Origin of the sequence: Oceanihabitans sp. IOP_32 (assembly GCF_009498295.1) — a bacterium.
GTDB classification, from domain to species: Bacteria; Bacteroidota; Bacteroidia; order Flavobacteriales; family Flavobacteriaceae; genus Wocania; species Wocania indica.
Genome location: NZ_CP040813.1, coordinates 2,514,770 through 2,530,029, shown reverse-complemented (window position 1 = coordinate 2,530,029; position 15,260 = coordinate 2,514,770). Strand labels below are relative to the sequence as shown.

Annotated in this window: 14 protein-coding genes; 9 read left to right on the top strand and 5 right to left on the bottom strand. The window is 34.9% G+C overall.

Going from position 1 to position 15,260, the window contains the following annotated elements; translation table 11 throughout:
* Positions 1–124: 124 nt before the first annotated feature.
* Both FEZ18_RS10595 and FEZ18_RS10590 read right to left on the bottom strand, forming a co-directional pair.
* Positions 125–1,096 carry a DUF3078 domain-containing protein gene (locus FEZ18_RS10595; RefSeq protein WP_153268289.1) on the bottom strand — a complete coding sequence of 324 codons (972 nt, stop codon included), beginning with the start codon at positions 1,094–1,096 and terminating at the stop codon, positions 125–127.
* A 69-nt stretch (positions 1,097–1,165) separates the two neighbouring features.
* Entirely contained in the window at positions 1,166–2,344 is a 1,179-nt protein-coding gene (locus FEZ18_RS10590) for an AIR synthase related protein (protein WP_153268288.1), read from the bottom strand.
* 227 nt (positions 2,345–2,571) lie between these two features.
* On the opposite strand from FEZ18_RS10590, the gene FEZ18_RS10585 reads away from it, so the two are divergent.
* On the top strand, positions 2,572–3,138 hold the full coding sequence (locus FEZ18_RS10585) for a PAS domain-containing protein (RefSeq protein WP_153268287.1): 567 nt from the start codon (positions 2,572–2,574) through the stop codon (positions 3,136–3,138).
* 121 nt (positions 3,139–3,259) lie between these two features.
* On the opposite strand, the gene FEZ18_RS10580 is transcribed toward FEZ18_RS10585, so the two are convergent.
* Positions 3,260–3,937, bottom strand: coding sequence for a Crp/Fnr family transcriptional regulator (locus FEZ18_RS10580; protein WP_153268286.1), 678 nt, complete (start codon positions 3,935–3,937; stop codon positions 3,260–3,262).
* Between the two features lie 105 nt (positions 3,938–4,042).
* On the opposite strand from FEZ18_RS10580, the gene FEZ18_RS10575 reads away from it, so the two are divergent.
* From FEZ18_RS10575 to FEZ18_RS10540, 8 genes are all read left to right on the top strand, one after another.
* Entirely contained in the window at positions 4,043–6,418 is a 2,376-nt protein-coding gene (locus FEZ18_RS10575) for a heavy metal translocating P-type ATPase (protein ID WP_153268285.1), read from the top strand.
* A 230-nt stretch (positions 6,419–6,648) separates the two neighbouring features.
* The gene (gene ccoS / locus FEZ18_RS10570; protein ID WP_153268284.1) at positions 6,649–6,837 is read left to right on the top strand and encodes a cbb3-type cytochrome oxidase assembly protein CcoS; all 189 of its coding nucleotides are present in this window, start codon (positions 6,649–6,651) and stop codon (positions 6,835–6,837) included.
* Between the two features lie 5 nt (positions 6,838–6,842).
* The gene (gene ccoN, locus FEZ18_RS10565; protein WP_153268283.1) at positions 6,843–9,026 is read left to right on the top strand and encodes a cytochrome-c oxidase, cbb3-type subunit I; all 2,184 of its coding nucleotides are present in this window, start codon (positions 6,843–6,845) and stop codon (positions 9,024–9,026) included.
* 5 nt (positions 9,027–9,031) lie between these two features.
* The gene (locus FEZ18_RS10560; RefSeq protein WP_153268282.1) at positions 9,032–9,217 is read left to right on the top strand and encodes a CcoQ/FixQ family Cbb3-type cytochrome c oxidase assembly chaperone; all 186 of its coding nucleotides are present in this window, start codon (positions 9,032–9,034) and stop codon (positions 9,215–9,217) included.
* Positions 9,214–10,095: a cbb3-type cytochrome c oxidase N-terminal domain-containing protein gene (locus FEZ18_RS10555; RefSeq protein WP_153268281.1), complete on the top strand. Its 882-nt coding sequence runs from the start codon at positions 9,214–9,216 to the stop codon at positions 10,093–10,095. The genes FEZ18_RS10560 and FEZ18_RS10555 overlap by 4 nt, the downstream gene beginning before the upstream one ends.
* 45 nt (positions 10,096–10,140) lie before the next feature.
* Positions 10,141–11,565, top strand: a complete 1,425-nt coding sequence (ccoG, locus tag FEZ18_RS10550) for a cytochrome c oxidase accessory protein CcoG (RefSeq protein ID WP_153268280.1) — start codon at positions 10,141–10,143, stop codon at positions 11,563–11,565.
* A 67-nt stretch (positions 11,566–11,632) separates the two neighbouring features.
* Entirely contained in the window at positions 11,633–12,079 is a 447-nt protein-coding gene (locus FEZ18_RS10545; protein ID WP_153268279.1) for a FixH family protein, read from the top strand.
* A gap of 12 nt (positions 12,080–12,091) precedes the next feature.
* Positions 12,092–12,793, top strand: a complete 702-nt coding sequence (locus FEZ18_RS10540) for a sulfite exporter TauE/SafE family protein (RefSeq protein ID WP_153268278.1) — start codon at positions 12,092–12,094, stop codon at positions 12,791–12,793.
* Between the two features lie 123 nt (positions 12,794–12,916).
* Here FEZ18_RS10540 and FEZ18_RS10535 read toward each other — a convergent pair whose 3' ends face one another.
* Positions 12,917–13,750: a universal stress protein gene (locus tag FEZ18_RS10535; protein ID WP_153268277.1), complete on the bottom strand. Its 834-nt coding sequence runs from the start codon at positions 13,748–13,750 to the stop codon at positions 12,917–12,919.
* A 108-nt stretch (positions 13,751–13,858) separates the two neighbouring features.
* On the bottom strand, positions 13,859–15,223 hold the full coding sequence (hemN, locus tag FEZ18_RS10530; RefSeq protein ID WP_153268276.1) for an oxygen-independent coproporphyrinogen III oxidase: 1,365 nt from the start codon (positions 15,221–15,223) through the stop codon (positions 13,859–13,861).
* Between the last annotated feature and the right edge of the window lie 37 nt (positions 15,224–15,260).

The window sequence follows — 15,260 nt, the reverse complement described above, 5'->3', positions numbered from 1 at the left end:
GAAACATGACATAAATCATGAAGTTTACACGATTAACACGTTAAAATATTCATAATCAATTACTTATTAATTTATTAACATTAAAAAGTTAACAAGTTTTTAAAATAATCTATGTTGCGATGTGCTAAAAATCTATGGCAAAACCAACGCCTAAAAACTGTTTCCACTGTACTTTTGCCCCAGCTTCTTCAACCTCGCCTTCAATAGCCGATGGTACAGTGGTTTTTATATCGTCGTCGTACTTTAAGTGTGACCCTAAGGTAGCTCGAATAAAACTATTTACTTTAAAATCGAAATCTATTTTCCAATCTATATCTATATTTCCAAAACTATTTATATAATCGGAATACAAACTCAAGTTATGAATCATTTCAATATTTTCAGCCACCTTCATTTTGTAATAATTGGTAAGAAGAATACCAACCTCATTTCTTACCCGCTCTCCCTTAACTATAACATTACCGGCATCATCTAAAACAGCAGGTGTTACCCCAAAAGATCCAGCGTTGGCCAGATCTTCATCTAAAACAAAAGTCGCTTTTAACGTTATTGGTGAGAAATAAAAAGATAAGGATTCTATATTTTTACCATATTCCATACCACCACCAAAAAACAAGTATCCTGGCGCCATAAACCTCGAAATGGGTTTGTCGGTATCTGGATATCTATAACCATTCGCCATTTGCGTTTTAAAGTTAAGACGAGCCGAGTAAAACCAATTAGAAGCACTATGTGGCTTGTAACCTATATTAGAGTTCATTTCGAAAAGATCGTCTGTTTTTCGCAATTCTCTATCTTCTTGCTTATTTATTCCAATACGCGCAGTTACATTATTATTCCAAAAAATGTATTTGTCTTTATAATTTGCTTCAGAGGTAAATCCTACTAAACCCGAGATGGAGTTACTACCACCCGCGCTCCAGTTTACAAAAGCAACTTCACTTAAATCGAATGTTGCTTTATTTTTTTGAACCCACTCCGGCCCAATATAGTCCACCTTTTTTTTAGGTGTTATAAACTTAATAAACAATGAGTCGGGTTGAGCAAAAGCAAATTGGACACACAAAAAAATTAAGGCAATAAGCGTTTTTTTCATTACTATATTGAATAAATTATTCGAGCATTTCATCAAAAACCATTCCAGTTCATTAGAAAAGCTAAGTATTTAGTAGATAAACTCACCAAACTCCGATTGTATTGTAAGTTTTTTAGTTTTCGAGGGCTCTACTCGACCTATTATTTTAGCATCGACATTAAATGTTTTCGATATTGCTATAATATCGTCAGCAATTTTAGGATCGACATAAAGTTCCATACGATGCCCGCAATTAAAAACCTGATACATTTCTTTCCAATCGGTTTTTGATTGTTCTTGAATTAATTTAAACAATGGAGAAATAGGAAACATATTGTCTTTAACGATATGAAATTCATCTACAAAATGTAAGATTTTAGTCTGTGCTCCTCCAGAACAATGCACCATACCATGCAAAGTATCGGCATTGTATTTAGCCAAAATAGCTTTTATAATAGGGGCATAAGTACGAGTTGGCGATAACACCAATTTACCAGCATCTAAGGGTGTGTTTTCAATCTTATCGGTTAATTTTACTTGTCCTGAATAGACCAAATCTTTTGGAACCGAAGGATCAAAACTTTCTGGGTATTTTTCGGCCAAATAGTTACTAAACACATCGTGCCGTGCCGATGTTAAACCATTACTTCCCATACCACCATTATAAGATTTCTCGTAAGTGGCCTGCCCAAAACTCTCTAAACCAACAATAACATCGCCCACTTTAATATTCGCATTATCGATAACATCACTACGTTTCATACGTACAGTTACCGTAGAATCTACAATAATTGTGCGCACCAAATCTCCAACATCTGCGGTTTCTCCACCAGTTGAGTGTATTGTTACACCAAATGTTTTTAAATCTTCAAGCAACTCTTCAGTACCGTTAATTATTGCAGAAAGCACCTCGCCAGGGATTACATTTTTATTTCTTCCAATAGTTGATGACAATAGAATATTATCGGTCGCACCAACACATAACAAGTCGTCTATATTCATGATTAAAGCATCTTGCGCGATGCCTTTCCAAACCGAAAGATCTCCAGTTTCCTTCCAATACATATAGGCTAAAGACGATTTTGTTCCTGCACCATCGGCGTGCATGATTAAACAATAATCTTCATCGTTAGTTAAATAATCAGGTACTATTTTACAGAACGCCTTAGGAAACAATCCCTTATCAATGTTTTTTATTGCACTGTGTACATCTTCTTTTGATGCCGACACGCCACGCTGTGCATAACGTTTTGAAATTTCTTGACTCATAGATATTATATTGATTTGCAAAGAAAAGGAATATTTTAAAATTAATAGGATTTTGTTTTAATATGAAAGCTGTTTTATACGCTACTTTTTTTATTTGTTAAAAATTATATGTTCAAAATAGTTTTTTATTACTTTACAGAATAAAAAATTACAGTATTACTAGTCTGCTTGAATAAGAACAGTTCAGACTTGTTTTTTTTAATAAGAACAACACCATAAAAAAACCTATGAAATACAATCTCTCGCGCATGATGTGTTTAGACATTTTCTTGTCTTATCTACCCCCTAAACCAGACCACAAAATAATACACGACGTAAAACTATCTGGAACTAAAACTACACCACTGTTAAGTTGGGATATGTTTAGTCAAAATTATTGTAAAACGCTAGCAAACCTAGAAATAGAAAATGATATTGAAACGGTGCGAACATTCGCTAGAAAAGTACAGTGGAAAAACGAAATTGACACCATTTTTAATAACCGGGATTTTGAAGCCTTAATAATAACCGATGCCGAGCAAAATATAATTTGGGTGAATAGTGGTTTCACTAAAATGACAGGCTACTCCAAAAAATTCGCGATTGACAAAAATCCGAAATTCCTTCAAGGTATTGACACTTCTATAAAAACAAAGAGAAAGATTAAGAAAAAACTAAACCACTTGAAGCCATTTACAGAAGTTATCACAAATTACCGAAAAGACAACACGCCATACAAGTGCGAAGTCACAATTATCCCCATGTACAACGATACGGTCACCCATTTTTTAGCCATTGAAAAACAAGTTGTCTAGCGTGGCTAGAATACCTGAATATTTGTTCTGTTTTTTGCCTAAAATCCTTTTGGGCACTACAACGCTAAACTTTACGCCACTTTTTAATGAAGTCAATTTTAAACACCACAACAATACATTGTTAATTTACCCGCTTAAGCCCTTCAATATCCTCAATTTTTATTCTTTTTCCTATCGCAGCAATTAATCCCTCTTTTTTAAACTGAGAAATAACCCGAATAGCAGACTCGGTAGCGGTTCCTACTATATTAGCAAAATCTTCTCTAGAAAGCACAATGCTTAGCGTGCCATCTGAATTGATTCCAAAACTCTCATAAATATAAATTAAAGTTCCCGCGAGTCGTTCGCGAACAGATTTCTGCGCCATATTTACAATGATATCATCAGACTCTTTTAAATCGTGTGCCATTTCTTTTAAGACCTCAAAAGAAAATTTAGAGTTATTTTTTAAATCTCTAATTATTTCACTTTTCGGTATAAAACAAACATCCATATCATTTAAAGCTACAGCCTTTAAATTTGAACTTTCATTAGAAACTAAAGAACGCTGCCCCAACAACTGCCCTTTAACCACCAATTTAACAATTTGATCCTTTCCATTAGGACTTAATTTAGACAATTTACAAACACCATCTTTTATACAATACACACCATTTATAACATCTCCCTCTTCAAATATCACTCCGCCTTTTTTAACCACACGCGAGGTTTTACAACTAGAAACACGAGATAACTCCTGCTTAGACAGAGCTTTAAGAGAATTAAACTGTTTTATAATACAATGTTCGCAACTAGACATATTAAATTTTTAACAGGGTAAAAATAACAAAAACATGACAAATATCATATTAATAGTCGTGCAAACTTCACAACTTTACAATCGCTATTAACAAGCTAAATTTTAATGAATAAAGACACATGTTTTCATTGTGGATTGGATGCAACTTCTTCGAAAATCATTTTTGATGATAAATCATTTTGTTGCCACGGTTGTAAAACAGTGTACGAGATATTTTCTACGAACGATTTAACTTGTTACTACGATTTACAGCAATCGCCGGGCACAACACCTAAAGAAATTGAGGGTAAATACAATTTCTTAGAGAATGCCAAAATTGTAGAGCAGCTACTGGAATTTAATGTGGATAACACACAAATTATCAGTCTTTACATCCCCAATATTCATTGCAGTTCTTGTATATGGATTTTGGAAAACCTAAACAAACTCCATCCCGCGGTTAGTTCATCTATTGTGAATTTTGGTAAAAAAACCGTTAGAATCACCTTTAATTCTGAAAATCTTAGCGTAAAAAAACTGGTTACCCTATTAAGTAGTATTGGCTACGAACCCTACATTAGTTTGGAGGATTATAGTGTTGGTGAAAAAAAAATTGACAGATCTTTAATTTACAAACTAGGTATTGCAGGTTTTGCCTTCGGGAATGTGATGTTTTTATCCTTCCCAGAATACTTTGAAGTTGGGGAGTTCTGGATAGAAAAATACAAACATTTTTTTAGATGGATTATGTTTGCGTTTTCCTTACCTGTTGTTTTCTATTCGTCGCAAGATTATTTTATTTCTGCTTACAAAGGTCTTCGCTCTGGAATTTTAAATATCGATGTTCCTATTGCTCTGGGTGTGGTTGTTTTATTTTTAAGAAGTACCATAGAAATTGTATTCGATATTGGATCTGGCTTTTTCGACAGCTTAACCGGACTTATTTTCTTTTTACTACTGGGTAAGTTTTTTCAACAAAAAACCTATTCATTCTTATCTTTCGAACGGGACTATAAATCGTATTTTCCCATTGGAATAACAAAAATAACCCCCGAAGGTAACGAGGAATCTATACAGGTTTACGACATTAAAAAAGGCGACCGATTACTTATTAGAAATGAAGAACTCATTCCTGTAGATTGTATTTTAATAAAGGGCAGTGCACGAATTGACTACAGTTTTGTTACAGGCGAATCTAAAATGGTTTCTAAACAATCTGGCGACAAACTTTTTGCGGGAGGCAAACAACTCCATGGCGTTATTGAAGTTGATGTTTTAAAATCTGTTGAGCAAAGTTACCTCACACAACTTTGGAGTAATGATGTTTTTAAAACCGATAAAACACTGGGCTTTACAAACATTACAAACCGCATAAGCAAACGTTTTACTATGGTCCTTTTATCTATCGCCATTGTTGCTACTGCGTATTGGCTAGTTGTTGATTCTACCCTAGCCCTAAACGTTTTTACATCGGTCTTAATAATCGCCTGCCCTTGTGCCATCGCACTTTCTGCACCATTTACTTTAGGAAATGTTTTGCGTATTTTAGGTCATAAGAAATTCTATTTAAAAAATGCATCGGTTATCGAGCAACTAGCAAAAATAAACACCATAATTTTTGATAAAACTGGAACCATTACAGCCAATAAAGAAACCTCTATAAATTATGATGGCGCCACGCTGTCTGAGCTAGAGGAATCGCTTCTAAAAAGTACATTAAGAGGCTCTAACCACCCCTTAAGCAGATCACTATACCATATTCTAAGTGAAAATAACATTGTAACCCTTGATACTTTTGAAGAGCATTTGGGCCAAGGTATTGAAGCTCAATTTAATGAGGAACACATAAAAGTGGGCTCTGCTCCTTTTGTGGGCTATAAAGGCGATACCACAACATTAAATACAACAGTACATATTAGCACCAATAATACTTATAAAGGAAAATTTACTTTCCACAACGCTTATAGGAAAGGCTTATCTCAATTGTTTAATGACTTGAAAAAAGATTACGATTTAGTTATACTTTCTGGTGACAATGCCGGTGAAAAAGAAAATTTAACCAAACTATTGCCTACAAAAACCAAAATGCTATTTAACCAGAAACCTGAAGACAAATTAGAGTACATAAAACATCACCAGAGTGAGGGAGCCAAGGTTTTAATGATTGGCGACGGGTTAAATGATGCTGGCGCTTTAGCACAAAGTGATGTAGGTATTGCGATTTCTGAAAACGTAAATGTATTTTCGCCAGCATGTGATGCGATTTTAGACGCCTCAAAATTTAGTCAATTATTTAATTACATAAAATTATGTAAATCGGGTATTAAAATTATTAAATGGAGTTTTGCACTATCGTTTTTTTATAACATTATTGGTCTTTATTTTGCGGTTACCGGACAATTAGAGCCTGTGGTAGCAGCTATTTTAATGCCTTTAAGTTCTATAAGCATTGTGGCTTTTACCACCATTTGCACCAATTTTTTGGGACGAAAATTAAAATAATTTTTAAAATTATAAGCATTAATAATATTTAAAAGAAATTATGAATTTAACCGAGAAGCGCGTTAAGGATTGTAAAGGAAATCCTTTTTTGAGGCAGGAGAAAAAGATTGAATTGAAAAGCCTGACCCACCCATTTTTTTTGGGTAGGGGAACGCCAAAATTCGTATCTTTCAAATCGTATTTAGATACCGAATTATTATTAAAATATAGAATTTTAACTTAATCGAAATATGAGTGTAATTTATATACTACTTAGTATTAGTATTGCAGTGGCTATTGTTTTTTTTGTGGCTTTTATTTATGCAGTTAGAAAAGGACAATTTGATGACAGCTACACCCCTTCTGTAAGAATGCTCTTTGAAGACGAACTTGTTAAAGAAAAACCAAAAAACACAACCAAAACTAAAAATACTAATTAAATATTATGGAAGTACAACAGTTTAAATACGATAACAAAATCGTTAAAAATTTCCTTTACGCTACCATTCTCTGGGGTGTGGTAGGTATGTTAGTAGGATTGCTACTGGCATTCTTATTTTTATTTCCTAACCTAACCGATGGCATTTCATGGTTAAGTTTTGGTCGCTTAAGACCTTTACATACTAATGCCGTAATTTTTGCCTTTGTGGGTAATGCCATTTTTGCAGGTGTGTATTATTCCTCACAGCGTTTACTTAAGGCCAGAATGTTTAGTGATGTCTTAAGTAAAATTAATTTTTGGGGCTGGCAACTCATTATTTTAGGCGCAGCTATTACATTGCCCTTAGGCTATACCTCATCGAAAGAATATGCCGAATTAGAGTGGCCATTCGATATCGCCATCGCCATAGTTTGGGTGGTTTTTGGCTGGAACCTTATTGGAACCATTCTTAAAAGAAGACAACGCCATTTATATGTAGCACTCTGGTTTTACATCGCTACGTTTGTAACGGTTGCTGTACTTCATATCTTTAATAGTCTAGAAGTCCCTGTGAGTGCGTTTAAAAGTTACTCGGTTTATGCGGGAGCTCAAGATGCTTTGGTACAGTGGTGGTACGGGCATAATGCGGTTGCTTTTTTCTTAACCACACCGTTTTTAGGATTGATGTATTATTTTGTTCCTAAGGCAGCGAACAGACCTGTGTATTCATATCGATTGTCTATTATTCACTTTTGGTCTTTAATTTTTATATACATCTGGGCCGGACCGCATCACCTTTTGTATACCGCTTTACCAGAATGGGCTCAAAACTTAGGAGTAGCATTTTCAGTGATGTTATTAATGCCTTCTTGGGGTGGGATGATAAACGGATTGTTAACATTACGTGGTGCTTGGGACAAAGTGCGAACCGACCCCGTTTTAAAATTTATGGTAGTAGCTATTACAGGTTATGGTATGTCTACTTTCGAAGGACCACTTTTATCCCTAAAAACTGTAAATGCTATTGGGCATTATACCGATTGGATTATTGCCCACGTGCACGTTGGCGCTTTAGCATGGAATGGCTTTTTAACTTTTGGAATGGTTTATTACCTAGTTCCAAGGCTATTTAAAACAAAATTATATTCTGTTGGCTTAGCAAATTTACACTTCTGGATTGGCACGTTAGGCATTATCATGTACGCTTTACCACTATATGTTGCAGGCTTTACACAAGCCAGTATGTGGAAACAGTTTAACCCCGACGGCACCTTAACCTATGGTAATTTTCTAGAAACAGTTACAGAAATTATGCCTATGTATTGGATGCGGGCTATTGGCGGAACCTTGTACTTAGTAGGTATGTTAGTACTTATATACAACGTCGTAGTAACTGTTAAATACGGTTCTAAAGTAGAAGACGAATTGGCAGAAGCTCCAGCCTTACAAAATGTTTCGAAGCGTCGCACGGCTAACGAGGGCTGGCACTCTTGGCTAGAACGCCGACCGATTCAGTTAACCATACTAGCCACTATAGCTATTTTAATTGGCGGTATTGTACAAATTATTCCTACTTTAATGGTAGAATCGAACGTGCCAACCATTAGCAGCGTAAAACCATATACACCATTAGAATTAGAAGGACGCGATATATATATTCGTGAAGGCTGTGTGGGCTGCCACTCGCAAATGATTCGACCATTTAGAAGTGAAGTAGAACGTTACGGAGAATTTTCTAAAGCTGGTGAATACGTTTACGATCACCCTTTCCTTTGGGGAAGTAAGCGTACCGGACCAGATTTACAACGTATTGGTGGTAAATACTCAGATAATTGGCACCTAAACCATATGTACGACCCACAAAGCACTTCTTCGGGTTCTATTATGCCGGCATACCAATGGTTGGTTAGAGATGCGTTAGACAAATCGTTAACAGAAACTAAAATGAGAGCGATGGCGACTTTAGGTGTGCCTTATACTGAAGAGGACATAGCAAATGCGCAACAATCGATGTTAGAACAAGGTACACAAATAGAAAACAACCTGTATAGCGACCCAGATTTTGCCCAAAATTATGAAGCCGACAAAGCTGCTAGCGGTCCAGAATTTATCGAAATGAGAAATCGTGAAATTGTAGCTCTTATAGCCTATTTACAACGCCTAGGCACCGATATTAAAGTAGAAAATATAGAAACTGCTCTAAACTAATAATCATGTTAAAATATATAAAAAATCATATAGAGAACGTAGCGGGTATAGAAATATATCCCATCATTTCCTTACTGATATTCTTTATCTTTTTTGTAGTCTTATTTTGGTGGGTTTTTACATCAAAAAAAGAGTATATAGATACAGTAAGCAATATTCCTTTAGATAATAAAAACCAAACTGAACTATGAGAAATTTTATACCATCATGGGTAAGAGTACCCATTGTATTTTTTATAATCTTCGGAATTGTAGAATATTATAGCGATTTTGGAGACAAACCCGCGTTTGTAGAAGAGCCTTTAGTTCTATTGTTTTTGTTTTTGGTACTCTTCATACTAATCGCTATTGAATCTATTGTGGCGTCTGTTAAAAACATTTTATACCAAAGTTTAGACGAAGAATCTAAAGCACGGTATGATGCAAAAAGAAATCAAGTACCACAATTTAATTGGTTAAAAAACACCTATAAAAAGCTGCTAGGCTCAAGACCTATACAAGAAGAACATGAAATAATTTTAGACCATAATTACGATGGGATAAAAGAATTGGACAATAACCTACCACCTTGGTGGCTTTACAGTTTTTATATTTCAATACTATTTGCAGCTGTATATTTGGCCAGATACCACATTTTTGATGGTAAAAATCAGTACGACGAGTTAGAAATCGAATATGCCGAAGCTAAAATCGCCATTGAAAATTATAAAAAAACAGCAAAAAATTTAGTGGACATCAATACGGTCGAATTACTCACAGATCCCGCAGATTTGGCAGCCGGTAAAACCATCTACGAAGTTAATTGTATAGCTTGTCATAAAGCTGATGGCGGTGGTGGTATTGGTCCAAACCTAACCGATTCCCACTGGATTTTAGGTGGTGGAATTAAAAACGTTTTTAAAGTAGTCTCTGAGGGAGGTCGTGCTGGAAAAGGCATGATTTCTTGGAAACAAAGTTTAAAACCAATAGAAATGGCTCAAGTATCTAGTTATGTTTTACAATTTCAAGGGACAACACCAGCAGAACCGAAAGCTCCAGAAGGCGATATTTGGGTTGCTGAAACCGAGTAACCTTTAATTGTAAAATTTCAAGAAATTTCAAAATACGTATAAAAATTGGAAACTCCACAAAACGAATCATTTAGAGATAGTATTGGTACACTTAACGAAGAGGGTAAACGGGCGTGGGTATATCCAAAAAAACCAAGTGGAAGATATTACGAAAAACGTAAAATAGTTAGTTATATTTTACTCGCTTTTTTATTTGCGGCACCTTTTATTAAAATAAATGGTAACCAATTTTTAATGTTTAATATTTTAGAACGTCGCTACAATATATTTGGTTTTCCGTTTTGGCCTCAAGATTTTTACTTATTTGTAATCTCCATGATTATAGGTGTTGTTTTTATAGCTTTATTTACGGTTGCCTTTGGTCGTGTGTTTTGTGGCTGGATATGTCCCCAAACCATATTTATGGAAATGGTGTTTCGTCGAATTGAATATTGGATTGATGGCGACCGAAATAAACAGCGAAAATTAGACAAACAAAAATGGGATGCCGAAAAAATAAAAAAACGTCTGTTTAAATGGTTTATATTTTTAATCATTTCCTTCTTTATTGCTAACGTTTTTTTAGCCTATTTAATTGGAAGCGACAATCTATTAAAATACATAAGTGAAGGCCCTTTAGAGCATATTGGCACCTTTTTACCGCTTATTATTTTTACAGCTGTATTTTACTTTGTGTTTGCCTGGTTTAGAGAACAAGTTTGTATTATCGCTTGTCCTTATGGACGATTACAAGGTGTACTACTTGATAACAAATCCATTATTGTAGCTTATGATCATAAACGTGGCGAGGGTGAAAATGGAAGAAAAAAATTCAGGAAAAATGAAGATCGTCAAGCTCTAGGACATGGCGACTGTATAGATTGTTTTCAATGTGTACATGTTTGCCCGACCAATATTGATATACGAAACGGCACCCAGCTAGAATGTATAAACTGTACCGCCTGTATTGACGAGTGCGACCATATTATGGAAAGCATCAATCTACCCAAAGGTTTAATTCGATATGCGAGCGAAGATGAAATAGAGCGCAAAGAAAAATTTAAACTCACTCCTAGAATGAAAGGCTACATAGCCGTTTTAACCATCTTAATAGGTATTTTGATAGGTCTGCTATTATTACGAAATGATGTTGAAGCTAGAATTTTGCGTTTACCAGGGCAACTATACGAGCATAAAGAAGGAGCTATTATAAGTAATGTTTTTACTTATAAATTGGTAAACAAAACCACGAAAAACATTCAGGATATAAACTTTAAACTGAGAAAGCATACTGGTGAAATTAAACTGGTTTCTGCATCTGAAAAACTAGAGGTTCCTGAGCAAGGATTGGCAGAAGGCACCTTGTTTATAGAAATTAATAAGACTGAATTAAAAGGCGATAAAAACAAATTAACCGTCGATGTTTACAGCGGAGATCAATTAATTGAGACCACCACTGTAAATTTTTTAGCACCAAGAAGTTATAATTAAAAGCTTTATGGCTAGAAATAATGTATATTGAATTAAAAAAGTCCTATTTTAGTAGGCATAACATATTATGAAAATTAATTGGGGAACCGGAATAGTGATTGCCTTTATTGGGTTTATAAGCTTCATTTTATATATGGTTATTACCATGCATGTTGATGAAAGATACAGCCATGATTTAGTTGAAGACAATTATTACAGTCAAGAACTACAGGTTCAAAACGATATTGAAAAACAAAAAAATGCTAATGCCTTGTCCAAAAAAATTAGTTGGACAAAAACTACTGAAGGTATCATAATAACTTTTCCAGAAACGCATGACCCTAAGAGTATAACTGGTAAAGTACGTCTCTATAGACCCTCTAACAGAAAATTCGACTTCGAAAACCCTATTTTATTAACAAACCATAAATTACTTATACCCCATACACGTTTGCTAGCTGGTCGATGGAATATTATAGTAGATTGGCTTCACCATGGTAAGCCCTATCTCTACAAAAAAGAAATTACTTATTAAATTTCTGTAACCATGCTTTGGTCTGCACTTATATTGGGTCTTTTAGGAAGTTTTCACTGCATTGGCATGTGTGGGCCTATTGCGTTTATGTTGCCTGTAGATAGAAGTAATTCTACCAAAAAAGTCGTGCAAATTACCCTGTACCACTTGGGGAGATTACTAGCTTATAGTTTAATGGGCTTGGTTTTTGGATTGGTAGGTAAAAGCCTTTACATTTTTGGCTTACAGCAGCAATTATCGATTGTAGTTGGGGCTTTAATGATTGTAGTGGTATTAATTCCGGTACAGACGTTTAATAAGTATAATTTCTCTAAACCTATTTATAAAATAATCTCCAGAGTAAAATCTGCTTTAGGTCAGGCGTTTAAAAAGAAAACAGCCGACACCTTTTTAACCATAGGTTTTTTAAATGGTTTTTTACCATGCGGATTGGTTTACATGGCCGTTTTTGCTTCCATAACAACTGCAAATGCTTTTCAAGCTAGTTTGTATATGATGCTTTTTGGTGTCGGTACTATTCCGCTAATGACCTCAGCCATCTACCTCGGAAAATTTTTAAATACCAACATTAAACAACGCATACAAAAAGCCATTCCCGTTTTTGTAATTATAATTGGTTTGTTGTTTATTCTTAGAGGCTTAGGATTGGGCATTCCATACCTCTCGCCTGCTCCAATTACCGAGACGGTATCGAGTGCAATAGAGTGTCATTAACTTAAAACTTTATGTTGATGTTTAATAGAGTTAACACACCACACTTTAGAGTAGTACTTGAGGTTGTTTAAATGTAAAGTGTTCTAATCCAATAAAAACTAAGTGTTTTTAAATAAAGAAGAACTAAATCTTAAACGTAATAACTGGCAAGGTAGAATGGTTCGCCACGTCTTCTCCAACACTACCTTGAAAAAAATGTGTGAGTCCTTTTTTTCCATGTGTTGGCATTGCTATTAAATCTGCATTTTGTTTTGTAGCAAAATTAAAAATACCTTCTTCAACACTGTAGTCCGATACGTAATTCACATCTTTCATACGCTCGAGATTCCCGTCTGCTTTAGTAAAAAAGTTTATTACAATACGTTCTATTTCTAAAGAGCTTTTGAATGCATCATAAGGTAAGTTCACATAAACCAAATTCATTTTAGCACCCATTTTTTCAAATAATCGAGACGCCTTTAGGTATGCTATTATGGATTCTTCGGAAAAATCGCATGCAAATACCACATTTTTAAAATCTACGTTTTCCAACTTATTTTTAATCACCAATACAGGTATTTCTGCATACCTAACCACACGTTCTGTGTTTGAGCCTACAAACATTTCCTTTAAACCACTTGCACCATGAGAGCCCATAACAATAAGGTCTGCGTCATGGTTTGTTGCCACATCGTTTACCTCACTAAACACTTTAAAACGCTTAACTATTGGGGTGATCTTTATTCCTTGTAAATAATCTTTGTCAAGAAAACTCAAGAACTTTTGCTCTGCTAATTTAAAAAAGAATACTGCTTTTTCGCCTTTCAATTCATCGCTTTCACTTAACAAATTATCAGATAATTCTAACATATGCAGCACCAACAACTCTGCATTAAATTTCTTTGCCAATTGGGCTGCAGCAAGTAAAGCGAACTCGGAGTGTTCAGAAAAATCAATGGGTACAACAATTTTTTTCATGTGTTTATATTTATTGTTTTTTCATCGATAACATGCGACATCCATCTCATCATTTCCTCGGGTATCATGTGTTATTTACAGATGTTTCATAAGTATGTATTATTTCGGTTAAACCGTCATCGAAAACAACTGCACATCGGGTTTTTTCCGCTGTAAAAGTAAATCGAACGCCATACAAACATTCCTTACAAATGGTTGTCCCTTTTCTGTAATCTCGATACTATTGGGTTTTATAACAAGTAAGCCGTCTTCTTCCATTTCACTCAATTGCGAAAGCGCTTTAGGCAATTCTTCAAAATACAAATGGTTTTGAGACCACTCGGTTTTAAACTGGCACATTAAATTAAGAATATGTTTTCTAATAATCAAATCTTCTTCATTTAAAATATGGCCCCTATAAACAGGTATTTTATTTTCATCTAATAAATCGTAATAGGTTTCAAGGTGCTTTACATTTTGAGCAAAACCGTACCAACTATCACTAATAGACGACACCCCTAAACCAACCATGGCTTGCGTTTTAGAGGCTGTATAACCCATAAAATTTCTGTGCAAATTACCACTTACCATCGATTTATAAAGGCTATCTGTGGCCAAAGCAAAGTGATCCATACCAATTTCATGGTAACCCACTTCTGCAAGTAGCGCTTTACCAAGTTCGTATTGCTCGCGCTTTAATTCTGGCGATGGTAAATCAGATTCGTTATAACCACGTTGCCCACTTCCTTTAATCCATGGCACATGCGCATAACTGTAAAACGCTAAACGGTCTGGAAGCAAAGCCTTAGTTTTTAATATGGTTTCTTTTACGTGTGCTACCGTTTGATGTGGAAGACCAAAAATAATATCATGCCCAACCGATGTATATCCAATTTCTCTTGCTAAATCTGTAGCTTGCTTAACGTTTTCAAAAGGTTGAATTCGGTTTATAGCCTTTTGTACCGTTTCATTATAATCTTGTACCCCGTAACTTACACGTCTAAAACCAACATCGTAAAGCGCTTGTAAATGTGCTCTGGTTGTGTTGTTTGGATGTCCCTCGAAACTAAACTCATGATTTTTGGCTATTTCAGAATCTTTTAAAATTCCATTAATTAAGAGTTTTAGATGTTCTGGACTAAAAAAAGTTGGTGTACCCCCACCAAGATGCATTTCTTTTATGACAGGTTTTTCATCAAACAACTCTAAATACAATTGCCATTCTTTTAAAACAGCTTTTATGTATGGCGATTCCACACTATGTTGTTTGGTGATACGCTTATTGCATCCGCAAAACGTACAGAGACTTTCGCAAAAAGGTAAATGAATGTAGAGGCTTAAACCTTCGTTTACATTACTTTCTTTAAAGGATGCTGCGAGAGAAGACTTCCATCTCTCTAACGAAAAGGTCGCGCTATCCCAGTATGGCACCGTAGGATAACTTGTATATCTGGGACCCGCAATATTATATTTGTTAATTAATTTTCTTGACATGCCTAACTTTTATATTGCTAAATTACGTAAATTAAAA

Excerpts from the sequence above, each read along its gene's own strand:
- FEZ18_RS10595 (WP_153268289.1), bottom strand. The coding sequence starts at position 1,096 with ATGAAAAAAACGCTTATTGCCTTAATTTTTTTGTGTGTCCAATTTGCT.
- FEZ18_RS10590 (WP_153268288.1), bottom strand. The coding sequence starts at position 2,344 with ATGAGTCAAGAAATTTCAAAACGTTATGCACAGCGTGGCGTGTCGGCA.
- FEZ18_RS10585 (WP_153268287.1), top strand. The coding sequence starts at position 2,572 with ATGAAATACAATCTCTCGCGCATGATGTGTTTAGACATTTTCTTGTCT.
- FEZ18_RS10580 (WP_153268286.1), bottom strand. The coding sequence starts at position 3,937 with ATGTCTAGTTGCGAACATTGTATTATAAAACAGTTTAATTCTCTTAAA.
- FEZ18_RS10575 (WP_153268285.1), top strand. The coding sequence starts at position 4,043 with ATGAATAAAGACACATGTTTTCATTGTGGATTGGATGCAACTTCTTCG.
- ccoS (WP_153268284.1), top strand. The coding sequence starts at position 6,649 with ATGAGTGTAATTTATATACTACTTAGTATTAGTATTGCAGTGGCTATT.
- ccoN (WP_153268283.1), top strand. The coding sequence starts at position 6,843 with ATGGAAGTACAACAGTTTAAATACGATAACAAAATCGTTAAAAATTTC.
- FEZ18_RS10560 (WP_153268282.1), top strand. The coding sequence starts at position 9,032 with ATGTTAAAATATATAAAAAATCATATAGAGAACGTAGCGGGTATAGAA.
- FEZ18_RS10555 (WP_153268281.1), top strand. The coding sequence starts at position 9,214 with ATGAGAAATTTTATACCATCATGGGTAAGAGTACCCATTGTATTTTTT.
- FEZ18_RS10545 (WP_153268279.1), top strand. The coding sequence starts at position 11,633 with ATGAAAATTAATTGGGGAACCGGAATAGTGATTGCCTTTATTGGGTTT.
- FEZ18_RS10540 (WP_153268278.1), top strand. The coding sequence starts at position 12,092 with ATGCTTTGGTCTGCACTTATATTGGGTCTTTTAGGAAGTTTTCACTGC.
- FEZ18_RS10535 (WP_153268277.1), bottom strand. The coding sequence starts at position 13,750 with ATGAAAAAAATTGTTGTACCCATTGATTTTTCTGAACACTCCGAGTTC.
- hemN (WP_153268276.1), bottom strand. The coding sequence starts at position 15,223 with ATGTCAAGAAAATTAATTAACAAATATAATATTGCGGGTCCCAGATAT.